General features: G+C 61.0%; 24 protein-coding genes. 14 read left to right on the forward strand and 10 right to left on the reverse strand.

Translation table 11 applies throughout. The features are described from left to right. Positions 1-6: 6 nt before the first annotated feature. The 11 genes from ACP7EG_RS20915 (at position 7) to yacG (ending at position 9,978) form a co-directional block, all read left to right on the forward strand. A complete protein-coding gene (locus ACP7EG_RS20915; RefSeq protein ID WP_426089143.1) occupies positions 7-1,479 on the forward strand; it encodes a DHA2 family efflux MFS transporter permease subunit in 1,473 nt (490 codons plus the stop codon). Positions 1,480-1,552: 73 nt separating this feature from the next. Further along, positions 1,553-2,749, forward strand: a complete 1,197-nt coding sequence (locus ACP7EG_RS20920) for a type II secretion system F family protein (protein WP_426089144.1) — start codon at positions 1,553-1,555, stop codon at positions 2,747-2,749. A gap of 279 nt (positions 2,750-3,028) precedes the next feature. Beyond that, positions 3,029-3,763: a TetR family transcriptional regulator gene (locus ACP7EG_RS20925; RefSeq protein ID WP_426089145.1), complete on the forward strand. Its 735-nt coding sequence runs from the start codon at positions 3,029-3,031 to the stop codon at positions 3,761-3,763. Then, positions 3,760-5,103 (forward strand): ABC1 kinase family protein, encoded by a 1,344-nt coding sequence (locus ACP7EG_RS20930; protein WP_426089146.1) that lies wholly within the window; start codon positions 3,760-3,762, stop codon positions 5,101-5,103. The genes ACP7EG_RS20925 and ACP7EG_RS20930 overlap by 4 nt, the downstream gene beginning before the upstream one ends. A 165-nt stretch (positions 5,104-5,268) precedes the next feature. Next, positions 5,269-5,658, forward strand: a complete 390-nt coding sequence (locus ACP7EG_RS20935) for a hypothetical protein (protein WP_426089147.1) — start codon at positions 5,269-5,271, stop codon at positions 5,656-5,658. A 291-nt stretch (positions 5,659-5,949) separates the two neighbouring features. Beyond that, the gene (locus tag ACP7EG_RS20940; protein WP_426089148.1) at positions 5,950-6,600 is read left to right on the forward strand and encodes a DJ-1/PfpI family protein; all 651 of its coding nucleotides are present in this window, start codon (positions 5,950-5,952) and stop codon (positions 6,598-6,600) included. Between the two features lie 112 nt (positions 6,601-6,712). Next, entirely contained in the window at positions 6,713-7,234 is a 522-nt protein-coding gene (locus tag ACP7EG_RS20945) for a DUF2867 domain-containing protein (RefSeq protein ID WP_426089149.1), read from the forward strand. A 165-nt stretch (positions 7,235-7,399) separates the two neighbouring features. Further along, complete coding sequence (locus ACP7EG_RS20950; RefSeq protein WP_426089150.1) at positions 7,400-8,269, forward strand: prepilin peptidase; 870 nt, start codon at positions 7,400-7,402, stop codon at positions 8,267-8,269. A gap of 33 nt (positions 8,270-8,302) precedes the next feature. Next, a complete protein-coding gene (coaE, locus tag ACP7EG_RS20955; RefSeq protein ID WP_426089151.1) occupies positions 8,303-8,950 on the forward strand; it encodes a dephospho-CoA kinase in 648 nt (215 codons plus the stop codon). 62 nt (positions 8,951-9,012) lie between these two features. Beyond that, positions 9,013-9,768, forward strand: a complete 756-nt coding sequence (gene zapD, locus ACP7EG_RS20960) for a cell division protein ZapD (RefSeq protein WP_071079369.1) — start codon at positions 9,013-9,015, stop codon at positions 9,766-9,768. 18 nt (positions 9,769-9,786) lie between these two features. Beyond that, positions 9,787-9,978, forward strand: a complete 192-nt coding sequence (gene yacG / locus ACP7EG_RS20965) for a DNA gyrase inhibitor YacG (RefSeq protein WP_034748814.1) — start codon at positions 9,787-9,789, stop codon at positions 9,976-9,978. Positions 9,979-9,991: 13 nt separating this feature from the next. On the opposite strand, the gene ACP7EG_RS20970 is transcribed toward yacG, so the two are convergent. The 5 genes from ACP7EG_RS20970 to argJ form a co-directional block, all read right to left on the reverse strand. Next, the gene (locus ACP7EG_RS20970) at positions 9,992-10,414 is read right to left on the reverse strand and encodes a VapC toxin family PIN domain ribonuclease (RefSeq protein WP_426089152.1); all 423 of its coding nucleotides are present in this window, start codon (positions 10,412-10,414) and stop codon (positions 9,992-9,994) included. 6 nt (positions 10,415-10,420) lie between these two features. After that, the gene (locus ACP7EG_RS20975) at positions 10,421-10,630 is read right to left on the reverse strand and encodes a FitA-like ribbon-helix-helix domain-containing protein (RefSeq protein ID WP_426089153.1); all 210 of its coding nucleotides are present in this window, start codon (positions 10,628-10,630) and stop codon (positions 10,421-10,423) included. 120 nt (positions 10,631-10,750) lie between these two features. Next, a complete protein-coding gene (locus ACP7EG_RS20980; RefSeq protein ID WP_289953172.1) occupies positions 10,751-11,173 on the reverse strand; it encodes an NUDIX domain-containing protein in 423 nt (140 codons plus the stop codon). Then, positions 11,170-12,051 (reverse strand): ATP-binding protein, encoded by an 882-nt coding sequence (locus ACP7EG_RS20985; RefSeq protein WP_426089154.1) that lies wholly within the window; start codon positions 12,049-12,051, stop codon positions 11,170-11,172. Before ACP7EG_RS20985 ends, ACP7EG_RS20980 begins: the two co-directional genes overlap by 4 nt. After that, entirely contained in the window at positions 12,048-13,286 is a 1,239-nt protein-coding gene (argJ, locus tag ACP7EG_RS20990) for a bifunctional glutamate N-acetyltransferase/amino-acid acetyltransferase ArgJ (RefSeq protein WP_426089155.1), read from the reverse strand. The genes ACP7EG_RS20985 and argJ overlap by 4 nt, the downstream gene beginning before the upstream one ends. Before the next feature lie 245 nt (positions 13,287-13,531). On the opposite strand from argJ, the gene ACP7EG_RS20995 reads away from it, so the two are divergent. Continuing rightward, complete coding sequence (locus ACP7EG_RS20995) at positions 13,532-14,812, forward strand: alpha/beta hydrolase (RefSeq protein ID WP_426089156.1); 1,281 nt, start codon at positions 13,532-13,534, stop codon at positions 14,810-14,812. Between the two features lie 86 nt (positions 14,813-14,898). Here the strand turns inward: ACP7EG_RS20995 and secA are convergent, their stop codons facing one another. Next, on the reverse strand, positions 14,899-17,667 hold the full coding sequence (gene secA / locus ACP7EG_RS21000) for a preprotein translocase subunit SecA (protein ID WP_426089157.1): 2,769 nt from the start codon (positions 17,665-17,667) through the stop codon (positions 14,899-14,901). Positions 17,668-17,946: 279 nt separating this feature from the next. Here secA and ACP7EG_RS21005 point away from each other — a divergent pair, with 279 nt between their 5' ends. Beyond that, a complete protein-coding gene (locus ACP7EG_RS21005; RefSeq protein ID WP_071079376.1) occupies positions 17,947-18,456 on the forward strand; it encodes a DciA family protein in 510 nt (169 codons plus the stop codon). A 116-nt stretch (positions 18,457-18,572) separates the two neighbouring features. Here ACP7EG_RS21005 and lpxC read toward each other — a convergent pair whose 3' ends face one another. The 3 genes from lpxC to ACP7EG_RS21020 all read right to left on the reverse strand — a co-directional run bounded on the left by lpxC (position 18,573) and on the right by ACP7EG_RS21020 (position 21,349). Then, positions 18,573-19,508, reverse strand: a complete 936-nt coding sequence (gene lpxC / locus ACP7EG_RS21010) for a UDP-3-O-acyl-N-acetylglucosamine deacetylase (protein WP_141171802.1) — start codon at positions 19,506-19,508, stop codon at positions 18,573-18,575. Positions 19,509-19,583: 75 nt separating this feature from the next. Next, positions 19,584-20,426, reverse strand: coding sequence for a DMT family transporter (locus ACP7EG_RS21015; RefSeq protein ID WP_426089307.1), 843 nt, complete (start codon positions 20,424-20,426; stop codon positions 19,584-19,586). A 149-nt stretch (positions 20,427-20,575) separates the two neighbouring features. After that, on the reverse strand, positions 20,576-21,349 hold the full coding sequence (locus tag ACP7EG_RS21020) for a helix-turn-helix transcriptional regulator (RefSeq protein ID WP_426089158.1): 774 nt from the start codon (positions 21,347-21,349) through the stop codon (positions 20,576-20,578). Positions 21,350-21,453: 104 nt separating this feature from the next. Here ACP7EG_RS21020 and ACP7EG_RS21025 point away from each other — a divergent pair, with 104 nt between their 5' ends. Continuing rightward, complete coding sequence (locus ACP7EG_RS21025; protein WP_426089159.1) at positions 21,454-22,230, forward strand: class I SAM-dependent methyltransferase; 777 nt, start codon at positions 21,454-21,456, stop codon at positions 22,228-22,230. 176 nt (positions 22,231-22,406) lie between these two features. Here the strand turns inward: ACP7EG_RS21025 and ACP7EG_RS21030 are convergent, their stop codons facing one another. After that, positions 22,407-22,913 (reverse strand): peroxiredoxin, encoded by a 507-nt coding sequence (locus ACP7EG_RS21030; protein WP_058050716.1) that lies wholly within the window; start codon positions 22,911-22,913, stop codon positions 22,407-22,409. Positions 22,914-23,000: the final 87 nt, after the last annotated feature.

A 23,000-nucleotide genomic window follows, 5' to 3' on the forward strand; every position in this document is an offset into this window, starting at 1 on the left:
GCACCCATGACCAGTTCCCCGATTAAAAGCTACCTTCCCTGGGTGGTCGCCACCGCCCTGTTCATGGAGCAACTCGACTCCACCATCGTCAACACCGCCATTCCCGCCATGGCCGCCAGCCTGCATGTGACGCCGCTGAGCCTGAAAGCCGTCGTCACCAGCTACATCCTGAGCCTGGCCGTGTGCATTCCCATCAGCGGCTGGATGGCCGACCGCTTCGGCACGCGGCGCGTATTTTCCGCCGCCGTTGCCATCTTCACCCTCGCCTCCATCCTGTGCGGCCTGTCCGTGAATGCCCCCATGCTGGTGGCCGCGCGCCTGCTGCAAGGGGTGGGCGCGGCCATGATGATGCCGGTGGGCAGACTCACCATCATCCGCACCTTTCCCAAGTCACAATTGCTGGCAGCCATGAATTTCGTCATCATCCCCGCCCTGATCGGCCCACTGCTGGGGCCCACGGTGGGCGGGCTGATCGTGCACTGGCTGTCGTGGCGCGAGATTTTCTTTGTCAACGTGCCAGTCGGACTGGCGGCGCTGTACCTGGCGCACCGCTACATGCCCGATTACTACGGCGACAAGCCCCGTCCGCTGGACCTGATTGGCCTGGTGCTGTTTGGCACGGGCATCGCGCTGCTGTCGTGGCTGCTGGAAATTTTCGGCGAACATCGCATCGATGCCACCTCGTTTGCGGTGCTGCTGTTCATTTCCATCAGCCTGCTGGCCGCGTATGCCTGGCATTCGAGCGAAGTACTGCACCCGCTGCTGCGCCTGACCCTGTTCAAGATCCGCACCTTCCGCGTCTCTGTGGTGGGCGGCTTCGTCACGCGCCTGGGCGTGGGCGGCCTGCCCTTTCTCTTGCCGCTCTTGTACCAGCTGGGCCTGGGCTTGCCCGCCTGGCAGTCCGGCTTGCTGATGATGCCGTCGGCGGCGGCGGCCATGGGCATGAAATTCATTTCCGCGCGCGTGTTGGCCCGCTTCGGCTACCGCCAGGTGTTGATCGTCAATACCGTGCTGATCGGCATCACCATCGCCATGTTTTCGCAGGTCGGCGCGGGCACGCCCCTGTACGTGATCGTCGGCATCAGCCTGTGCCTGGGCTTTTTCAATTCGCTGCAATTTTCCAGCATGAACACCATCGCGTATGCCGATGTCGACAAGACCGACTCCAGCATGGCCAGCACCATCGCCAGCTCGATGCAGCAACTGTCGATGAGCTTTGGCCTGGCCTTCGGTTCGCTGATCACGGGCTGGTACCTGGGCGACATGCCGCAGTCGGACCGCGCCATGCTCAGCACAGCCCTGCACCACACCTTCCTGACCCTGGCGGCCCTGACGGTACTGTCCTCGCTGACCTTCTGGACCTTGCGCCGCGACGATGGAGAAAGCATCAGCAAGGGCACCGACAGCGACGAGGAAGAGGCGGCCGACGTGAAAGCCCAGGCCCTTGTGCAGACGGAAGTACAAACCACAAAAGGCTGAGCCACCTCAAGCTTGCCGCCGGCGCCGCTGGCGCTTTTTCCTGACGCTGCTACCGTGACGGCAGGAGGTGCACATGGCGGCCGAGCGGCGCTTTGCATGGAAGGGCACGGACCGTCATGGCCAGGCGGTCGATGGCATCTTGCGCGCCGCCGACGCCAGCGCGGCCACGCTCGCGCTACGACGCCAGGGCATCCTCGCCACCCGTGTGCAGGCTGTGCGCGCCGCGCCCGGCAAGGCCATCACGCGCAAGGATATCGCGCTGTTCACGCGCCAGCTGTCGACCATGATGGCGGCCGGCGTGCCGCTGCTGCACGCCTTCGACATCGCCGGCAAGGGACACGCCAAACCCGCCGTCACCGAGCTGATGCGCGACTTGCGCCACGCCATCGAAGCGGGCAGCAGCCTGCAGCAGGCCTTTCGCCAGTTCCCGCTGCTGTTCGACGAGCTGTACTGCAAGCTGCTGGCGGCCGGCGAACAGGCGGGCATCGTGCAGGACTTGCTGGCGCGCCTGGCCACGCACCAGGAAAAGGCCATCGCCCTGCGGCGGCAAGTGCGCGGCGCGCTGATGTATCCGCTGATCATCGTGCTCGTCGCCATCGCTGTCACGGCCATCATCATGAGCGTGGTCGTGCCCGCCTTCCGCCAGGTCTTCGACAGCTTCGGCGCGCCCTTGCCGCTGCCCACCCTGCTCGTCATGGACTTATCCGCTTTTGTTGTCCGCTACTGGCTGGCTCTGTTGGCGGCGCTCGTGCTCGCTTGCCTGCTGCTGCACCTGGCCTGGCGCCGCTGGCCCGCCTTGCGGCGCAACACGCAGTTGCGGGCATTGCGCCTGCCCGTGTTCGGCCCACTGTTGCGCAAGGCGGCGATTGCCCGCTGGACGCGCACCCTGGCCGCCATGTTCGCCGCCGGCGTGCCACTGCTCGACTCGCTCGGCCTGGTGGGCGCCGCCGCCGGCCACGCGCAGTACCAGGAAGCGACGACACGCATCGAGCGTGAAATCCGCGCCGGCGGCAGTCTGGCCCTGGCCATGGAGCACAGCGGCGTGTTTCCCCCGCTGCTGACGCAACTGGCCCTGATCGGCGAGGAGTCGGGCGCACTCGACGCCATGCTGTCGCGCGCGGCCGACATCATCGAGGCCGACATCGACGCCACGGTGGCCACCCTGTCCACGCTGCTGGAACCGGCGCTGATGGTGGTGCTCGGCGTGCTGGTCGGTTCGCTCGTGATCGCCTTGTATCTGCCGATTTTCAAGCTGGGCGCCGTGATTTGACTGCGCGCCTGCAGGTTGCCACCGACACCCGGCATGCACCCATGCATACACCCATGCATGTAATACATCTACCTTCCTATCAAATAATAGCCATTGACTATCCAATAGATGTACAATATATTTAATTAATAGATAGTAAGTATCGTATATTCATATCGCAATGCAGCGCATGAGGTAATCCCGGGGGCTACCCGCTCGCCGTCGCACTGCTTACATGGTAGGGCCAGACTTGATTGTTTTGCCCCGCCCCGACATTCCACTCTTCTTCAAATTTCGATCATGCGTACTTCCAAAGCCCAACAAGCCAAAAACCATCGGCTGATCATTCAGACCGCAGTGGACCTGATGACCCAGCATGGGTTTGAGGGCACCACGATGAAGCAGATCGCGCGTGCCGCCGACGTGGGTGATGCCACCATCTACAAATACTTCCCGACCAAGGAGAAACTGGTAACCGCCTACTTTCAGCAAGCAATTGCAGACGCAGTGGCGCAGGCCGACAAGACGCAGGGACAGAACGAATTTTCGCTGCAGGAGCGCCTGCAACTGGTGGTCGAGAGTCTGCTGGAAGGCTTGCTGGCCGACCGTGAATTTGTGGGTCTGGCGCGCGGCATGGTGGAGCGCGCGCCCACGCTGCTGTTGGGTGAGCAACTCCCCGGCAAGCCTTTGCTCCAGCAAACCTTCCTCCAGATGCTGGAGCAGGCCGAGACGACCGGTGAAATCGTGTCTTGCGGCTTCAAGCCTAGCCTGGCCGGACTGTTGGCCGACTATATGTACGGCGTCATTGCGTACTGGCTGCGCGACACCTCCGACCAGTTTTCCAACACCACACAAATGGTCGATTTAAGTTTGGGCGTGCTCGTGTTAGCCTTGCGCAGCGGCCTGGTGGACAAGCTGCTGGAGCTGGGCGGTTTCATGGTGCGCAGCCAGCTGGCGCGCCTGATGCAAGACGGTAATGGCTTGCTGGATCTGCTGCAATTGGCCCGCCGCGGCTTGGGCGGGGTACGCTCATGAGGCCCACGACCAAGACGAACAAAGTTGCGCAATTGCCGCGTACCGGGCGTCTTTCGCGTGGCGCGATTGTCGGCATGGCAGTGGCGCGAGCCGGGCTGAGCCACCTGGGCCATAAGGCCAAGTCGATGACGCGCGACGATGCGAAAACGGAACAGGCCCGCGTGGAACATGGGGCGGAACTCGGGCGCATCCTGTTTGCCGCGTTGAACCAGCTCAAGGGCACGGCACTCAAAGCCTCGCAGCTGCTCAGCATGGAACTAGGCTTTCTACCCGAGGGCATGCGCCAGGAACTGGCCCGCGCCCACTACCAGGTCACGCCGCTGAACCGCGCGTTGGTGATCAAAGTGATGCGCCAGGAGTTTGGCCAGGATCCGCAAGCCCTGTTCCAGCAATTCGATCCGATCGCCTTTGCTGCCGCCAGTCTGGGTCAGGTCCACGCCGCCATCATGACCGATGGTCTGGCCGTGGCCGTCAAACTACAATACCCCGGAATGGCGGACTCCATAGGCAGCGACATGCGTATGCTGCGCAGCCTGCTGCAAGCCTTGGGGGAACGCTCGGAGATGATGCCCAAAGCCGATATCATCGCGCGCATGATGGATGACATCGAGCAGAAACTGGCCGAGGAGCTGGACTATTTGCACGAGGCACAGACCATGCAATGGTTTGCACAGCATCTCACGCTGCCGGGCCTGGTGATCCCCCAGCCGGTAATGGGCCGCACCACACGCCGCGTGCTGACCATGCAACGCCTGCCGGGACTGCATCTGAACGAATGGTTGCTGACCGAACCCGATCAAGCCGCACGTGACCAGGCTGGTCAGTTGCTGTTTGACGCCTTCTTTCATTGCACCTTTGTGCTGCACCGCTTGCAAGCCGACCCGCATCCGGGCAACTATCTGTTCATGCCGGACGGCCGACTGGGCCTGCTGGACTTTGGCTGCACCCACGCGCTGGACGCTGACTTTTGCCAAGCGCTCAGCGCGCTTTGGTCGGCACAGTTGCGCGACCCGGCGGACCACAGTGCCATGCATCAGGCCTATCGGGACTTGGGCCTGATTGGGCCGAATCTGAATGAACAGGACTTTTGCCAGCAACTGCTGCCGGCAATGGCCGAGCGGCATGCCTGGCAGAAGTTGCCGTTCACCGTGGCGGTGTATGACTTTGCGCAACACCCGCCATACCCACGTCCATCCGCCGAGCATCAGCGCCAGGCACTTCGGCACCTGCAGTCCTTGCCGGAGGAACTGCCCTACGTAGACCGGGCCTATTTAGGTCTGCTCCAGCTTCTCAAAACCCTCGGTGCACGTGTGCGCACCGCCAACCCCTGGATTCGTTAAATGCATACGACGTTTCTGCTTCCGCGATGCGCAGTCTTCATCATGCCTGGCAGCAGCCACGCCGCGCTTGCGTGATATCCGAGCACCACAGTTCAATCACCCAGTGCTGCACTTGATCCTAAGTAACCCCCAAACCTGTCGGCAACTCTCTCGAAAAGAAAAAACATGTCCAAGTCTGCGTATAGCGCCAAAGTATTCGCCATCTACTTGTTCGTCGTTGGGCCCGTGTTAGTCGTCGCGCCAAACTTCTTGCTGTTCATCTTACAAATTCCGCCAACCTCCGAGGTCTGGATTCATTTGCTTGGCGTTGTCGTATCCATGCTTGGCGTCTATGCGTGGGTCGCGGCCAAGCACGAAAACAAGCCGTTTCTGGTAGCGTCGGTATACACGCGCCTCTTCGTGTTCGCGGCCTTCACGACCTTCGCTGCCATAGGCCTTGCCAGCCCAATGATCGTTTTTTTCGGCGTCGCAGATCTGCTTGGAGGAATGTGGACCTACTTCGCACTGAAAGCCGACGCGCAGTCGGCAAGAACTGTCCTAAGTAACCCCCAATAAATTATTGTGATTTCTGACTTCCATAACCGGCGCTCTGCGGCGTTGCCCGCTGCTAACAGTGCTCGCACTGCGTCGCAGTGGGCGCCTTGCATAGCATCCGGTTCTGTTCGTCATAAATTCACAATAATTTCCTGAGGATTACTTAGCGGGCCAGCACTGAGTCCCGTCCAATCAGGAAAAGAAGTTCCTCACAAACAGATATTTGACGGACTTATTCACAACTGCGGACGCAAAAAATGTGGTGCTCGTCCGTGGTCTCATTTTGAATCGATGCAAGCGGCGGAGCGCAACATGAAGAAAATAGTCATCGTGATTTTTGATCATTTCACCGATTTGGATTTGTTCTTGATGTGGGACATCCTCGGGAGGAATAAAACGGACTGGCAAGTGAAGATATTGGGAACAAAGGAAGCACATCAATCCGCAAACGGTCTGCTTATCAAGACCCACGGGTGCATCAGCGAAGCGAATGACGCAGACGTTGTATTGTTTTCCAGCGGTAAAGTTGGCGTGAAAGGCGCTATCGCCAACCAGGATTTCATGCGTGCATTTTCCCTGAATCCAGATACGCAGCTCATTGGATCGATCTGTGCCGGCTCGTTCATTCTTGCCAAGTTGGGTCTGCTGGCATTGGGGCCAGCCACGACTCATCCCGATGCCAAAGAGGAACTGCAAGCGCTGGGAATTGAGGTTCTCGATTTGCCCTTGGTATGCAAAGGGAATGTGGCGACCGCAGGTGGCTGTTTGTCTGCCGTGTATCTGATCGGTTGGGCTGTTGAAGCCTTGTTCGGCCGGGACAAACGTAAAGAAACACTCAGAGAACTTATTCCGGCCGGCCAAAGCGCAATCTATGAACGACTCATTGATACGAGTATCCGAGACGCCATTGCCCCGAAAGCAGGCGTTGGCGCAATATTAGATAGAGCATGCGGGCCCATGTGACCACGATGCAAGCATTCCGTCCGCCAGAGCACGTTTGCAAACTTGGAATGCGCGCCAATCAAAACAACCGCAGTCCGACCGTCACTCACTTTACAGAGAGAGAGTTTTATTCATGACAAACGAAGCAAACAAAGTCTTCTTCATTGCCGCACCGGCAGCAGCCATGTCGGCGTCAGGATTGACGCGCATTGATTTCTCCGACGGCTATTCCGGCCAGGGGGATCGAACCTACGTGGACGCCGAACAAGCGGGGCGCGCCGTGTTCGCTGAACCGCATCGCATGCTCACCTGGCTCATTATTCTGCGCAACGGAATCGTCGCACCGTTGGGACTAAAGAAAAGTATCAGCTTTAGCGATCGCGGACTGGGGAAGATCGGCATGTTTCCGATTATTTCAAGTACGGGCACTGAAGTCGTCGTCGGTGGTGACGACAAGCATCTGGATTTTCGGATCTGGATAAGCATTCAACCGAGTCTGAAGGGATCGGAAGTGACGGTTTCAACCTTGGTTAAAATAAACAATCTCTTTGGAAGAGTTTATTTGTTTATCATCATGCCGTTTCATAAGCTGCTGACTCGCTCGCTGTTGGAGCGCGCGGTCAACCGGCGCGACAAGGTGCACCGCAAGCCATAAAGGTGACCTCATTGTTGCCCCTATCCGAATATTGACCATCTAAAGGCAGCGCAGGCGTTTCCAGCACCCTGCGCAAAACATCCCCATGTGCTGGCAGATGTTTTACACTGCGGCAGTGCCAGGCAATGTTTGCGCGGCAACATCATCACCTCAGACCAATCCACCATGCTGCAAGATACCCTGCTGTTCGCCGCGCCCGGCAATCTGCCCATCGCCCTCGTCGCCGCCCTGTTCGGCCTGATCGTCGGCAGTTTCCTCAACGTGGTGATCCACCGCGTGCCGAAAATGATGCAGCGCGAATCCGATAATTATGTGGCGGAAGAAAGCGGCTTGCCCTTGCCGTATACGGACCGCTACAACCTGATGCTGCCGCATTCGCACTGCACCGCTTGCGGCCACCGCATCACGGCCATGGAAAACATCCCCGTCATCAGCTACCTGCTGCTGCGCGGCAAGTGCAGCGCCTGCAAGGCCCCCATCTCCGTGCGCTATCCGCTGGTGGAACTGCTGACGGGCGCGCTGTCGGCGCTCCTGATCTGGCACTTCGGCAGCGGCTGGACGGGCCTGGCCACGCTCGTGTTTGCCTGGCTGCTGATCGCCATGACCTTCATCGATGCCGACACGCAAATGCTGCCCGACGACCTGACCTTCCCCCTGCTGTGGGCGGGACTGCTGGTCAACATCAATGGCACCTTCGTGCCCCTGCAGGACGCCGTCATCGGCGCGGCCGCTGGCTACCTGGCCCTGTGGGCCGTGTACTGGGCCTTCAAGCTGGCGACAGGCAAGGAGGGAATGGGCTATGGTGACTTCAAATTGCTGGCGGCGCTCGGTGCCTGGCTGGGCTGGACCATGTTGCCGACGATTATATTGTTGTCGTCGCTGGTCGGCGCCGTGGTCGGCATCGGCCTGATCGTCTTCGCCAGGCGGGGACGCGACAAACCGATTCCGTTCGGCCCCTACCTGGCGGCGGCGGGCCTGATCGCGCTGCTGTACGGCGCGCCCCTGTCGCGCCTCACGCTGGGTCTGACCGGTTGACCGGTACAGCACTGCGCCCCTATGGATAAATACATGCAACGACAAAACGTCCCTTATTTCAGCGTCGGCCTCACCGGCGGCATCGGTTGCGGCAAGAGCACGGTGGCCGACCTGTTCGCCGCGCACGGCGCCACCATCGTCGATACCGACCAGATCGCCCACAGCCTGACGGCACCGAACGGCGCCGCCATGCCGGCCCTGGTGGCGGAATTTGGCCCCGACTACGCCGATGCGCGCGGCGCCCTCGACCGCACAAAAATGCGCAAGCTGGTGTTTTCCGACGCCGCCGCCAAGGCGAAACTGGAAGCCATCCTGCATCCGCGCATCCGCCAGGCCACCCTGGCGGCCGCCGCCGAAGCGACGGGCAGCTATGTGATCTTTGCCGTCCCCCTGCTCGTCGAGTCCGGCGGATGGGTGGAAAGAGTCAACCGCGTGCTGGTCATCGATTGCCTGGAAAGCCTGCAAGTGTCGCGCGTGATGGCACGCAATGGCTTATCGGAAGAACAAGTCAAAGCCATCATGGCCACGCAAGCCACGCGCGCCATGCGCCTGGCGGCGGCGGACGATGTGATCGACAATAATGGCGATTTGGCCGCCCTGGCGCCGCAGATTGCCCAGTTGCACGATTTATATCTGGCATTTTCAAAAAGAATGGCCGGAATCGGGCCGCAACGTTTGTAATTTGTCGACGCTTGGTTCAAAATCACGGGATTGTTTGCAGGTCCTTACTTAAGGGAATTATTTTGATTGTCTACGAATACCCTTTCAACGAACGCATACGTACCTTGTTGCGGCTGGAAGACCTGTACGACAAATTCAAGTTCTTCATCCAGCAAGAGCATGCAATGCAGCACCATGTTGCCTTGGCAACTATTTTTGACATGCTCGAAGTGGCCGGCCGCGCCGACCTGAAGTCCGACCTGCTGCAGGAACTCGAGCGCCAGCGCCAGAGCCTGCTGGGCTACCGCAGCAATCCGAACGTGGAACCGGAAACCCTGGACGCCATCCTCGGTGAACTCGACAGTGTCAGCGGCGCCCTGGTGGCGGCGCAAGGCAAGACGGGGCAGAATATCCGCGACAATGAATGGCTGATGAGTATTCGCGGCCGCACCATCATCCCCGGTGGCGCCTGCGAATTTGACTTACCTTCCTACTTTGCCTGGCAAAAACGCAGCTCCGAGCAGCGCCTGACCGATATCCACGCCTGGTTCGCACCGCTGGCGCCCCTGTTCGATGCGCTGGCCCTGGTCTTGCGCCTGCTGCGCGATTCCGGCGGCCCCGTTAAACTGATCGCCAATGGCGGCAGCTACCAGCAAATGCTGCAAGGCAAGGTGTACCAGATGCTACGCCTGAGCCTGGATGAAAACATCGGTGCCATCCCTGAAATTTCCGCCAACAAATATATGCTGTGGGTACGCTTCACTACCCAGGGTGGCGACTTGAAACCCAAGCCGCTGGAAGAAGATGTTCCGTTCGAGCTCACGCTCTGTAATTTTTAACTGTTACTTATTTGCCCCATCATGACCGTCGTTAATTGCCCTACCTGTGCCGCCAAAGTCGAATGGACTGAAGCCAACAAATTCCGCCCCTTCTGCTCGGAACGCTGCAAGCAGATCGACCTGGGTGCCTGGGCCGAAGAGAAATACACGATCCCCGCCGCCGATCCGTTTGAAGATCCCCTCGCAGACGAAGACAACAAGCCGCAGTAAGCGGCAATTAGCCTCAACCAAAAGGATTTTCCAGACGCAGTCCCTGCGTCACGAAACTGTCGAGCCTGCCGCTGACCACCGTCAAGCCATAGGCGATGCCCATCGCCGCGATCTGTCCATCGACGCCGCGCGCGTGGCCGCAGCCATGCAGGCGTGCGCACACGAGTGCGCAATCGAGGTCAAATTCCAGCAGCCGCGGCGCATACTCTGCCAGCACGGCTTCCAGCCAGCCTTCCAGCGCCAGAGCTTCCAGCGCCGCTTCGCGCCGCCAGCTGCGCTGTATGCCCGCACGCAACTGCGCGATCACCTGCACCGGCACATAGCGCGCTTCAGGTGCTACCCGTTCGAAAAATGCGAGCACGCCTGCCGGCGCAGCGTTGCCCTTGCGCGCCGCAACGATCACATCGGCATCGAGCAGATAGCCGGGCATAGGCATGGCGGGTCAGGAGCGGCGCTCGAAATCCGCGTCCAGCCCCACCTCGGGCATGCTGCGCAAAATATCCTCGAGCGGACGCTTCGGCAGCGGCCGCAAGGCGCTACGCAGGATGTCGCGGTGCTCCTCTTCGATGCTGCGCCCATGCGCGCGGGCACGCTTGTACAGCGCGGCGATCAGCAATTCATCGGTATCGGTAAAGGTCAGTGTCAGCGGCATGCGAAACTCCCCCGTGCGTGATGCAAGCACTGTAGCGCAAAGCGCGCACGATACAAGGAAAGTCACAGGAAAGCTTGCGCCAGCGCGCAGCATGGCGCTGCCCGCTGGCACGATTGAACATCAGGCCAACGCCAGGGATTCCCGGCGTACCTCATCGAGCCATTCCAGCAGGGGAATGGTGGCAGGCAGCAAAGGTTCCACGCCGACCGTGCCCTGCCAGGCGAACGCCTGCCCTTCCAGGCTTTGCGGCTCGCCCCGCCATTCGCGGCTGATATAGAAATGCAGGCGCACATGGGCGTGCGGATACACATATTCGACGCCGCACCAGGCTTCGGCGCTGTCGATATACAGCCCCAGTTCCTCGACAAACTCGCGTTTCAAGGCATCAAAAATGGCTTCGCCCGGTTCGACTTTGCCGCCAGGAAACTCCCAATAGCCGTCATACGGCTTGCCGGCCGGGCGCTGGCCCAGCAGCACGTCGCCATTCGGCTTCATCAGGATGCCAACGGCGACGTCCACCGGTTTCACTTTCACATCGCTCATTGCGGCAACTCTCCCGCAGGTAGTTTCCCAGCATAATCGCGCGCGAATTGCCAGGCTACCCGGCCCGAACGCGAACCGCGCTGCAAGGCCCAGCGCAGGGCGTCGCCGCGCGCTGCCGCGATCTGCTCCGGCGTGCAGCCGAAGGAAGCGAGCCAATGGGCCGCGATATCGAGGTAATCATCCTGCTTGAACGGGTAGAACGACAGCCACAGGCCGAAGCGCTCGGACAGCGAGATTTTCTCTTCCACCGTCTCGCCCGGATGCAGATCGCCGTCGTCGTCCGTCTTGTAGCTGGTATTGTCCGACATGCGTTCCGGCATCAGATGACGGCGGTTCGAGGTGGCATAGATCAGCACATTGTCCGATTGCGCGGCGATGCTGCCATCGAGCGCCACCTTCAGCGCCTTGTAGCCGCTCTCGCCCTCTTCGAACGACAGGTCGTCGCAAAAGATGATGAAGCGCTCGGGGCGCGCCGCCACCAGGTCGACGATGTCGGGCAGGTCGGCAAGATCCGCCTTGTCGACTTCGATCAGGCGCAGGCCCTGGCCGGCAAACTGGTTCAGGCATGCCTTGATCAGAGAAGACTTGCCCGTGCCGCGCGCACCCGTCAGCAGCACGTTGTTGGCCGGACGGCCACCGACGAACTGGCGCGTGTTCTGTTCAATTTGCGCTTTTTGCGTGCCGATATTGTGCAAGTCGTCCAACGCGATGTTCGACACGTGGGCCACCGCCTGCAAATGGCTGGCGGCGCCCTGGCGCCGGCGCCAGCGGAAGGCAAAGCTGGTCCAGTCCGGCGCTGGCGTCGCCTGCGGCAGGATCGCCTCCACGCGCGCCAGCAAGCTTTCCGCGCGCAGCAGGAATTGATCGAGACCGGTCATGAGCGGTAGTCGGCGTTGATCGACACGTAGTCATGCGACAGGTCGCACGTCCACAGGGTGGCCGTGGCATCGCCGCGCGCCAGTTTCACGCGGATGGTGATTTCGCTTTGCTGCATCACGCGCTGGCCATCCTGTTCCTGGTAGTCCGGGTTGCGGCCACCATTCTTGGCGACCCACACGTCGTCCAGGTACAAATTCAATTGACCCACGTCCAGGTCGTCCACGCCCGCGTAGCCGATGGCGGCCAGGATGCGGCCCAGGTTCGGATCGGAGGCGAAGAAGGCCGTTTTCACCAGCGGTGAATGGGCGATGGAATAGGCGATCTTGCGGCACTCTTCCACGTTGCGGCCATCTTCCACGGTCACGGTCATGAACTTGGTCGCGCCTTCGCCGTCGCGCACGATGGCTTGTGCCAGGAAGGTCGACAATTCGGTCACGGCGGCAGCCAGTTCCGCATAGTGCGGCGAGTCGATGGAATCGATGACCAGGCTTCCCGCGCCCGTGGCCACCAGCATGAACGAGTCATTGGTGGACGTGTCGCCGTCGATGGTGATGCAGTTGAACGATTTGTCGGCCGCCTGCTTCACCAGCTGGTCCAGCACCGGCTGCGCCACGGTGGCGTCAAACGCAAGGAAACCCAGCATGGTGGCCATGTTCGGCTTGATCATGCCGGCGCCCTTGCTGATGCCCGTCAGGGTCACCGTGTGGCCACCGATGGTGAGCGTGCGCGAGCCGGCTTTCGGCTGCGTGTCGGTGGTCATGATGGCTTCGGCGGCCGAGAACCAGTTATCCGATGTCAATGCCGATACGGCTTGCGGCAAGCCGGCCACCAGGCGCTGCACGGGCAGCGGTTCGAGGATCACGCCGGTAGAAAACGGCAGGATTTGTTGCGGCGTGCAGCCCAGCAGGTCGGCCAGCGCGGCGCAGCTGGCCTGCGCATCGGCCAGGCCCGATTCGCCCGTGCCCGCATTCGCGTTGCCTGTATTGACCAGCAGCGCGCGGATCGGCGCGGCGCCGGCCGTCACGGCCGCCAGGTTGGCTTTCGCAATTTGCACGGGCGCGGCGCAGAAGCGGTTCAGGGTGAACACGCCAGCCACGGTGGCCGTCGGCGCCAGTTTCAATACCAGCAAATCCTTGCGGTTGGGTTTCTTGATGCCGGCTTCGGCAACACCGATTTCAATGCCGGCGACGGCTTTCAAGTCGGCGGCGACGGGCTTGGGAGAATTGACGGCCATGGTGATTTCTTCTGCGAGGGAAAAGGGAAGCGCTATTGTAGCGCCTTCGCGGCGCCGTTGAACATACGGCAAATGAATAGTCGCAACGGCCCCGGCTGCGCCGCAGCGGGTCGGCAGCGTGGCCAGGTTTGCGATTTATCAGAACCATGCCACCTGGCGGCGCTAAGGTAGGGGAATGGACGATGGTGAGTCATGCCATCGCACCGGCCAGAGAGGATGTCATGGCGCATGCTCAGTCAAACCGAATGCAGCACAGCGATACGGGTCTGTCATGCCTGTTGCGTCTGTTATGCCTGTTTTGCCTGCTGGCCTGGTTGACGGCCTGTACGGTGCAGGATGGCGTGGCGTACCGTCTGGACGGCGACTCTGCCGAACTGGCATCTGAAGCGCCGCCTGCCGAGGTAGCGCAGCCATCGACGATCAGGCCGTCGGGCAGCGCATGGTCGGGCATGGGTGGCTTGCTGGGCAACCTCGGCAATCTGGTCGGCAGCACAGGCAGTGGCGGCACGCTGGCGTCCGGCAACGAGACTGCGCCAGCCGGCGCCATGCACGTCACCGTGTATTACGCCACCGACAGGCAATACCAGGCCCGCAGCCATAATTATGGCTGGCAACCCAACCGCGCGGCGCCCTACCTCAGCTATGGCAGCGTCGTGGTGAGCATCCCTGAAAAAAGAGCGCCGGGCGAACTGCCGTTGCCGCCCTGGTACGCCATCCTTTCCAGCGATAATGCACAAAAATATGTACTGATCAAGGAAGCCACGCGCCTGTCGCGCACGGATTTTCTCGCTACAGTCAAGGCCAGGATACAGGCTGCCCCGGAACGGCACGCCGCCTTCATCTACATCCATGGCTACAGCAACTCCTTTGACGACGCCGCCCGGCGCACGGCGCAGATGGCGGTCGACCTCGATATCGGCGCCCTGCCCGTGTTCTACAGCTGGCCGTCGAAAGGCACCTTGGCTGGCTATGAATACGACCAGAATTCGGCCGAATGGACGCAGGCGCACCTGCAGGCCTTCCTGGCCGACTTCGCGGAACATTCTTCCGCCACGGATATCTACCTGATCGCCCACAGCATGGGCAACCGCCCGATGACCGTGGCCCTGGCCAACCTGCTGGAAAAACGCCCCGACCTGCTGCCCCTGTTCAAGCAGGTGGTGCTGGCGGCGCCGGACATCAATGCCGATGTCTTCCGCGACCAGATCGCCCCCCGTTTTGCCAGCCTCAAGCTCCCCACCACCCTGTACGCGTCCGCGAACGACAAGGCCATGCGCGCTTCCTACACCTTTGCCGACTGGGACAGGATAGGCGACATCCGCGGCCCCGTCGTCGGCATCCCCGGCATGGAACTCGTCGATGCCTCGACCGTCATCATGAACTTCATGGGACACGATTACTTCGCCAGCAACCGCGTCTTGCTGACCGATATCGCCACCATGATCAAGACGGGGCAACGGGCAAGGAACCGTGGCGGCTTGAAAGGCATTCCGTCGCAGGCGCCGCAATACTGGGCTTTTCCCTGAACACATGAACACGCAGCTCATGCCATCGCGGACATAAAAAAACGGAGACCGCAGTCTCCGTTCTTGTTCAAGCTGTCAAACCGGCTTTACGCCAATTTTCCATGACAGGCTTTGTACTTCTTGCCGCTGCCGCAAGGGCATGGGTCGTTGCGGCCCACTTTGACGCCCATGCTCACACTCATGTCGTCGACGTTGTCCATGTTGCCGCCTGCCGCAGGTGCCAGCAGTTCTTCCGGCGCCGCGTTCGGATCGAACTCGGCGTGCTGGTAGTGCACGTTTTCCACGTGCGACTGCTGCATCGCCTGTTCGGCCGCATCGACTTCTTCGCGCGACTGGATACGCACCGTCATCACGTGTTTCGTGACGTCGTTCTTGATCATGTCGAGCATCTGGCCAAACAGTTCAAACGCTTCGCGCTTGTATTCCTGTTTCGGGTTCTTCTGCGCATAACCGCGCAGGTGAATACCCTGGCGCAGGTGATCGAGTGCCGCCAGGTGTTCACGCCAGTGGCTGTCGACGCTTTGCAGCATGACATTGCGCTCGAAGCCGCCAAACGATTCCTTGCCGACGATATCGATCTTCGACTGGTACACGGCATCGGCCGCGACCAGCACTTTTTCCAGGATCTCTTCGTCCGTCAGGGTCGAATCGGCTTCCAGCATTTGCTGCAACGGCAAGTCGAGCTGCCATTCGCTGGACAGGGTATTTTCCAGGCCCTTGATATCCCACTGCTCTTCCACCGATTCGTGCGGCACATACTCGTGTACCAGGTCGGTGAACACGCCATGGCGCAGCGAGCCGATCATGTCCGAAATGTCGGTCGTTTCCAGCAATTCGTTACGCTGCTGATAAATCACCTTGCGCTGGTCGTTGGCGACGTCATCGTATTCCAGCAATTGCTTGCGGATGTCGAAGTTACGCGCTTCGACCTTGCGCTGGGCCGACTCGATCGAACGCGAGACGATGCCCGCCTCGATCGGTTCGCCTTCCGGCATTTTCAGACGATCCATCACGGCGCGCACGCGGTCGCCGGCGAAGATGCGCAGCAGCGCATCGTCGAGCGACAGGTAGAAGCGCGACGAACCCGGATCGCCCTGGCGGCCGGCACGGCCACGCAGCTGATTGTCGACGCGACGCGATTCGTGGCGTTCGGTGCCGATGATGTGCAAACCGCCCGCATTGACCACATGGTCATGCAAGGATTGCCATTCATCGCGCAAGGTCTGCGACTGGGCAGCCTTGTCGGCATCGCTCAGTTCAGGATTGGCTTCGATGAACTTGATCTGATTCTCGACGTTGCCGCCCAAGACGATGTCCGTACCGCGACCGGCCATGTTGGTGGCGATGGTGATGGCTTTCGGACGGCCTGCCTGGGCGATGATTTCCGCTTCGCGGGCATGCTGCTTCGCGTTCAGCACGTTGTGCGGCAAGTCGGCCTTGGTCAGGATGCCCGACAGCAATTCCGAGTTTTCAATCGAGGTCGTACCGACCAGCACGGGCTGGCCGCGCTCATAGCAGTCGCGGATGTCGTTCAACATCGCGTTGTATTTTTCCGCCGACGATTTGTAGACCTGATCCTGGCGGTCCTTGCGCTGCAGCGGACGGTTTTGCGGGATCACGACCGTTTCCAGGCCGTAGATTTCCTGGAACTCGTATGCTTCGGTATCGGCCGTACCCGTCATGCCGGCCAGCTTGGCGTACATGCGGAAGTAGTTCTGGAAGGTGATCGAGGCCAGGGTCTGGTTCTCGTTCTGGATCTTGACGCCTTCTTTCGCTTCGACGGCCTGGTGCAAGCCATCGGACCAGCGGCGGCCCGTCATCAGACGGCCCGTGAATTCATCGACGATGACGACTTCACTGTTCTGTACCACGTAGTGCTGATCCTTGAAGTACAGCGCGTGCGCGCGCAGGGCCGCATACAGGTGATGCACGAGGGTGATGTTGGCCGAATCGTACAGCGAAGCGCCTTCCGGCAGCAGGCCCATTTCCATCAGGATGCGCTCGGCCTTTTCATGGCCCGCTTCCGTCAGCAGCACCTGGTGCGCCTTTTCATCCTTGGTATAGTCGCCCGGCACGTCAACCTTGCCCTTGCCGTCCGGCGTTTCTTCGCCGATCTGCAAAGTCAGCAGCGCAGGCACTTCATTGATCTTGTAATACAGGTCCGTGTGGTTCTCGGCCTGGCCCGAAATGATCAACGGCGTACGCGCTTCATCGATCAGGATCGAGTCGACTTCATCGACGATGCCGAAGTTCAGGCTGCGCTGCACGCGCTCGCGCGCTTCGTAGACCATGTTGTCGCGCAAGAAGTCGAAACCGAATTCATTATTCGTGCCATACGTGATGTCGGAGTTGTACGCCTGCTGCTTGGCACTGTGCTCCATCTGCGACATGTTCACGCCCGTCGACAGACCCAGCCACGCATACAGGCGGCCCATGGTCTCGGCATCGCGCTGCGCCAGGTAATCATTGACGGTGACGATATGTACGCCCTTGCCCGACAAGGCATTCAGGTACGCTGGCAAGGTGGCCATCAGGGTCTTGCCCTCGCCCGTGCCCATCTCCGCGATCTTACCGAAATGCAAGACCATGCCGCCGATCATCTGCACATCGAAGTGGCGCATGCGCAGGACGCGCTTGCTGGCCTCGCGGCAGACGGCAAATGCTTCCGGCAACAAGGCATCGAGCGCTTCGCCAGCGGCGATGCGTTCCTTGAAGGCAGGCGTCTTCGCTTGCAGCTCGGCATCCGACAGCTTTTCGATTGCCGGCTCGAGCGCATTGATCTCGCGTACCGTTTTTTGGTATTGCTTGAGCAGCCGCTGGTTGCGGCTACCGAAAATCTGGGTCAGTAATGACATGCTTGAATTCTTGAAAAAACGCCGTTAAAAAAAGCTCGGTAGGTGACAACGAGGTAACAATCGCGTGACCGCACGGAGTTCGACTATGGCAAAAGACGATGATTTTATCATGCGTTCCCGCCAAGGTTGGGCTAATGCACCATATAACAATAGCTTAATGACAAACAAATGGCAGAAATTGCGGACATTTTCCATACTGTAAGGCAATACGGCCGGCCAGCCTGCGCCGCACCCGCCGCCGCACTCGTCATGCGCGGGCGAGTGTGCTATGTTTCGGCCATGCGAACTCCCACTTACTCTCCGGCACCGCGCCGCGGCTACGGCTTTGCCCGTTCAGGCCCGGCCGTCACGGGCGCGACCGACTTTCTGCGCGGCAATGCGACGATGGCCTCCCTGATGCCCACCGTCACGCGCCTGGCCGCCCTGCAAAAAGATTGCGCCAGGGCCTTGCCGGCGATGTTCGAGCATTGCGACATCCTGCAATTCGAGGGCGGCCAGCTGGTGCTGGCCACGCCGAACGCGGCGCTGGCGGCCAAGCTCAAGCAGCAATTGCCGAAACTGCAAGGGGAACTGGAAAGAAAGGGCTGGCAGATTTCAGGCATCAAGCTGAAAGTGCAGGTCATCAGGAGCATCGCGCCCATCGTGCATACGCGGGCGCTGGTCTTGCCGGAAAAGGCCATGACGGCCCTGGAAGAGCTGAGCACGGCCCTGCCCGCGTCGAAGCAGAACGAGCAATTGATCGCGGCGCTGCGCAATATGCTGCGCCACCACCGCGAACCTAAAGATTAGCAACGCCAGGCGGCAGCACGTAGGTCGGATTAGGCCCTTCGGGCCGTAATCCGACAACATTGTTGGCGCCTGCGGGGTTGTCGGATTACGGCCTGCGGCCTACGGCCTAATCCGACCTACGTCAACGACCACTCACGCTCCATCTGGCGTAAGTAGGATTGCGGCGCCGCCTCGTTGGTATCGAACGAGACGATTTCATACGCTTCCGGCTGTTCCAGCAGCGCCAGCAGCAGCTGGTTGTTCAGTGCGTGGCCGGACTTGTGCGCCGTGTAATACGCCAGCAAGGGGTGGCCCACCAGGTACAGGTCGCCGATGGCGTCGAGGATCTTGTGGCGCACGAACTCGTCTTCATAGCGCAAGCCATCGGCGTTGAGGATGCGGTATTCATCCATGACGATGGCGTTTTCCAGCGAACCGCCACGCGCCAGGCCCATGCCGCGCAAGCTTTCCACGTCCTGCATGAAACCAAAGGTGCGCGCGCGCGCCACGTCATGCACATACGACACGTCGCCGAAGTCGACGGAGGCGCGCTGCATCGTGCCATCGACGGCCGGATGATTGAATTCGATGAAGAAATCGAGCTTGAAGCCGTCGTACGGCGACAAGCGCGCCCATTTCTCCGCGTCACCCTTGCCGTGACGTACTTCCACCGGTTTGATGACCTTGATGAATTTCTTCGGCGCCTGCTGCTCTTCCACGCCAGCCTGCTGCAGCAGGTAGACGAAGGACGAGGCGGAACCGTCCATGATGGGAATTTCTTCCGCATTCACGTCGATATACATATTATCGACGCCCAGGCCGGCCGCGGCCGACATCAGATGTTCCACGGTAGAAACCCTGGCGCCATCCTTGATCAGCACGGAAGCCATGCGTGTATCGCCCACGGCCATGGCGCTGGCGGGAAACTCGACGATGGGATCGAGGTCGATGCGGCGAAACACGATGCCCGTGTCGATCGCGGCGGGACGCAAGGTCAGCTCGACCTTGGTGCCAGAGTGCAAACCGACACCGATGGTGCGGACCTGTTGTTTGATAGTGCGTTGTTTTAACATCTGTCGATTATATCTATTTGCCGGATTTTCGTTGCGGTGCGGCATGGCTGACGCCAGAAATACCACAACCACTCATTAAGGATGCTCGCTCTCGGCGTGCACGGCTTCGCGGCGCACCAGGTAAATCCCGCTGCCGATGATGATGGCCGCGCCGATCAGGGTGTATTCGTCGGGCAAGGCGCGCCACAGCAGCCAGTCCAGGGCCATGCCCCAGGCCAGGGCCGAGTATTCGAACGGCGCCACGCTGGACGCCTTGCCAAAGCGGAATGCCTCCGTGATGGCCAGCTGCCCCAGGAAGCCGCTGACGGACAGGCCCGCCAGCAGCCACCAGTCTTCGCGGCGGATGCTCACCCACTCATGCGCCGACAGGGCCACGCCGCCGATGGCCATCATCACCATCAGCCAGAAGACCATGCTTTCGCTGGCGTCCGTGCGGCTCAGGATGCGTCCCGTGACGGCCGAAATGGCGTAGCAGGCGGCCGAGCCCAGCACGGCCAGGCCGGCCAGCGAGAAAAATCCCGAGCCGTCCGGGCGCAGCGCCACCAGCACGCCCAGCAGCCCCACGGCGACGGCGCACCAGCGCGCAAAGTCGACTTTTTCCTTGAGGATAAACACCGACAGGACCGTGATCAGCAAGGGGGCGACGAAGAACAGCGCATACGTCTCGGCCAGCGACATGCGCTTCAAGCCGTAGGCGAACAAGGTGATCATCAGCACGCCCAGCGCGCCGCGCAGCAAGTGCAGCGGCCAGCGCACCTTCAGCACATTCTTGAAAGCGCCGCGGTACAGCAGGTACAGACACACGAGCGGCAAGGACGACAGGGCGCGCAAGGCCGTCACCTGCATGGCCGGATAATGGGCGGACAGCAGCTTCATGGCCGTGTCCATCAGGGAAAACATGGCGACGGCGATCAGCATCACATAGATGCTGCGCAGGTTTTGGTTGCGGGGTAGCAGGACAGACTCCGGGCAAAAGAGCGGGACCGTCATCATGGCGACGGCCGGAGCCAGGACCGGTTGGCAAGGCCATACCGTCGGCCCGATTATAGCAAGCGCGGCCGTTTACCTTATGACACCGGCAACAGCATCACCAGTTTCAAGTCGTGCTGGCGCGCCAGGTGCAAGGTCACCTGATTGAACTCCAGCAGCCCCTGCTGCGCATGCTGGAAGCGGCGCAATCCCCCATCGCGGCCCTGCACCTGTTGCGCGCCCCACCACTGGCGAAATTCAAGGCTGGCGCCGGCCAGTTCCGCGATCAGGCCGGCCAGCGGCGCCTGGTCCGCCTGGCGGCCGATATCGGCGCGGAATTCCGCCACCAGGCGCTGCGCCCGTTCGGGCCAGCCGACGACCAGCTCGCGCGCCCCCGCCTCCAGGAACATGAAGCGCAGCTGGTTCGGTGTGTCCCCGGCGTCATGCAGCCAGCCGGCAAACAACGCGGACGCCGCCCCGTTCCACGCCACGGCATTCCATTCGCGGTCGAGGATATATGCAGGCGCGTCGATGGCGGCGACGATGGCGGCCAGCTCGGCGGCGGCCGGCCCTCCGCCCTCGCCTGTGCCATGACTGGGATCATGCTTGTCGGCCACCTCGAACAGATAGGCGCGCTCGGCCGCGCTCAGCTGCAGCACCTGCGCCAGGCGGGCCAGCATCTTGGCCGACGCCGACACGGGCCGCCCCTGCTCCAGCCACGTCAGCCAGGTGGGACTGACATCGCACAGCTGCGCCAGCTCTTCGCGCCGCAAGCCTGGCGTGCGGCGGCGCCCACCTCCAGGCAAGCCAGCCATGGCGGGGGTGACGGCTTCGCGCCGGGCGCGGATGAATTCAGCGAGTTTGCTCGACATGGCGGGGATGCATGGTAGTAGATATACCAGTATAAGTTATGGTCTTGTTACAGGATAATTTTATCCCTATTCTGCAGGAACTCACCCATCAACAGGAGAAAACCATGCAGCAGCACGATGTCGTTACCGAACAGTTTGGCAAGACGGCGAATGCCTACCTCAGCAGCGCGGTACACGCGCAAGGCGCCGACCTGGTGCTGATGCAGGAATGCGCGCGCCGCCATGGCAAGCAGGGAAAACCTCATGTCCTGGACCTGGGCTGCGGCGCCGGCCACGCCAGCTTCGCCGTCGCCCCCGTGGCGCAATCGGTCGTCGCCTACGACCTGGCGCAGCCCATGCTCGACGTGGTCGACTGCGCCAGGGTGCAGCGCGGCTTGCACAACATCCGCACGCAACAGGGCGATGTGGCCCGTTTGCCGTTTGCCGACGCCAGCTTCGACATGGTCGTCACGCGCTTTTCCGCGCACCACTGGAACGACGTCGCCGCTGCCCTGGCGGAAGCCTGGCGTGTGCTGCGCCCAAATGGCACTTTATTGGTGGTCGATATTGTCGCGCCGAAAACGGCCCTGTACGACAGCACTCTGCAAGCGGTGGAAATGCTGCGCGACGCGTCGCACGTGCGCGATTACCGCACCTGCGAATGGGGCGCCAAATTCGATAACGCGGGATTCACGCACAGCTTGCGCAGCGTGTGGAAGCTGACGATGCAGTTCGACGAGTGGGTGGCGCGCATGCGCACGCCCGCCGAAAGAGTCTCGGCCATCCGCAACCTGTTCGATGGCGCACCCGAAGAAGCACGCAAGTATTTCGCGCTGCAGGACGATTATTCGTTCAGCATCGATGCGGCCATGTTCGAGGCGACGAAACCGTCGGTGCAATAAAAAAACGGCGCCGATGGCGCCGTTTTTTATTGCGTAGGTTGGATTAGCGCGCAGCGCGTAATCCAACAATGCCAGAGCAAACGTGATGCCAATTCCGCTCGTCGGCTTACGCTGCGCTAAGCCGACCTACGCCGACCTACGCCGACCTGCACAGGCCCACCCAAGCCACACTCTGCTTAGGCCAGCTGGCCCAGCAAGGTTTCCGCATTCGACACTTCAAACTTGCCGCCCTGCTCGACGTTCAATTGCGTCACGACGCCATTGTCGACCAGCATCGAGTAGCGCTGCGAGCGCGTGCCCATGCCGTGCTTGGAAAAATCGGCGTCCAGGCCCAGGGCCTTGCTGTAGGCGGCATTGCCGTCAGCCATCATGCGTACCACGCCGGTGGCTTTCTGGTCGCGGCCCCAGGCACCCATCACGAACGCGTCGTTGACGGAGATGCACCAGATTTCATCGACGCCTTTGGCTTTCAGGTCGGCAGCGTGCTGCACGTAGCCTGGCACGTGTTGTGCGGAGCAGGTCGGGGTGTAGGCGCCTGGCAAGCCGAAGATGGCGATCTTCTTGCCCTTGACCAGGTCTTGCACGTTGAACGTGTTCGGGCCCAGTGCGCAACCTTCGGTTTCGCTTTCGATGAATTCGGCCAGGGTGCCTTCTGGCAGGGTGTCGCCGATCTTGATGGTCATGTTGACTCCTTGTGTACTGTCGGTTGAGGATGCTGCCGGCATGATGCCGACACTGCGCGATAGTATGCCTGACTTGCCGTATTTGTG

Source organism: Janthinobacterium sp. PSPC1-1, from assembly GCF_049897625.1.
Lineage (GTDB): Bacteria > Pseudomonadota > Gammaproteobacteria > Burkholderiales > Burkholderiaceae_D > Janthinobacterium > Janthinobacterium tructae.

Excerpts from the sequence above, each read along its gene's own strand:
- ACP7EG_RS20930 (WP_426089146.1), top strand. The coding sequence starts at position 3,760 with ATGAGGCCCACGACCAAGACGAACAAAGTTGCGCAATTGCCGCGTACC.
- ACP7EG_RS20985 (WP_426089154.1), bottom strand. The coding sequence starts at position 12,051 with ATGACCGGTCTCGATCAATTCCTGCTGCGCGCGGAAAGCTTGCTGGCG.
- coaE (WP_426089151.1), top strand. The coding sequence starts at position 8,303 with ATGCAACGACAAAACGTCCCTTATTTCAGCGTCGGCCTCACCGGCGGC.
- secA (WP_426089157.1), bottom strand. The coding sequence starts at position 17,667 with ATGTCATTACTGACCCAGATTTTCGGTAGCCGCAACCAGCGGCTGCTC.
- ACP7EG_RS20920 (WP_426089144.1), top strand. The coding sequence starts at position 1,553 with ATGGCGGCCGAGCGGCGCTTTGCATGGAAGGGCACGGACCGTCATGGC.
- ACP7EG_RS20970 (WP_426089152.1), bottom strand. The coding sequence starts at position 10,414 with ATGCCTATGCCCGGCTATCTGCTCGATGCCGATGTGATCGTTGCGGCG.
- argJ (WP_426089155.1), bottom strand. The coding sequence starts at position 13,286 with ATGGCCGTCAATTCTCCCAAGCCCGTCGCCGCCGACTTGAAAGCCGTC.
- ACP7EG_RS21015 (WP_426089307.1), bottom strand. The coding sequence starts at position 20,426 with ATGCTGATCGCCGTCGCCATGTTTTCCCTGATGGACACGGCCATGAAG.
- ACP7EG_RS21030 (WP_058050716.1), bottom strand. The coding sequence starts at position 22,913 with ATGACCATCAAGATCGGCGACACCCTGCCAGAAGGCACCCTGGCCGAA.
- ACP7EG_RS20935 (WP_426089147.1), top strand. The coding sequence starts at position 5,269 with ATGTCCAAGTCTGCGTATAGCGCCAAAGTATTCGCCATCTACTTGTTC.
- lpxC (WP_141171802.1), bottom strand. The coding sequence starts at position 19,508 with ATGTTAAAACAACGCACTATCAAACAACAGGTCCGCACCATCGGTGTC.
- ACP7EG_RS20975 (WP_426089153.1), bottom strand. The coding sequence starts at position 10,630 with ATGCCGCTGACACTGACCTTTACCGATACCGATGAATTGCTGATCGCC.
- ACP7EG_RS20915 (WP_426089143.1), top strand. The coding sequence starts at position 7 with ATGACCAGTTCCCCGATTAAAAGCTACCTTCCCTGGGTGGTCGCCACC.
- ACP7EG_RS20995 (WP_426089156.1), top strand. The coding sequence starts at position 13,532 with ATGCAGCACAGCGATACGGGTCTGTCATGCCTGTTGCGTCTGTTATGC.
- ACP7EG_RS20945 (WP_426089149.1), top strand. The coding sequence starts at position 6,713 with ATGACAAACGAAGCAAACAAAGTCTTCTTCATTGCCGCACCGGCAGCA.
- ACP7EG_RS20925 (WP_426089145.1), top strand. The coding sequence starts at position 3,029 with ATGCGTACTTCCAAAGCCCAACAAGCCAAAAACCATCGGCTGATCATT.
- ACP7EG_RS21025 (WP_426089159.1), top strand. The coding sequence starts at position 21,454 with ATGCAGCAGCACGATGTCGTTACCGAACAGTTTGGCAAGACGGCGAAT.
- ACP7EG_RS21005 (WP_071079376.1), top strand. The coding sequence starts at position 17,947 with ATGCGAACTCCCACTTACTCTCCGGCACCGCGCCGCGGCTACGGCTTT.
- ACP7EG_RS20940 (WP_426089148.1), top strand. The coding sequence starts at position 5,950 with ATGAAGAAAATAGTCATCGTGATTTTTGATCATTTCACCGATTTGGAT.
- ACP7EG_RS20980 (WP_289953172.1), bottom strand. The coding sequence starts at position 11,173 with ATGAGCGATGTGAAAGTGAAACCGGTGGACGTCGCCGTTGGCATCCTG.
- ACP7EG_RS21020 (WP_426089158.1), bottom strand. The coding sequence starts at position 21,349 with ATGTCGAGCAAACTCGCTGAATTCATCCGCGCCCGGCGCGAAGCCGTC.
- ACP7EG_RS20950 (WP_426089150.1), top strand. The coding sequence starts at position 7,400 with ATGCTGCAAGATACCCTGCTGTTCGCCGCGCCCGGCAATCTGCCCATC.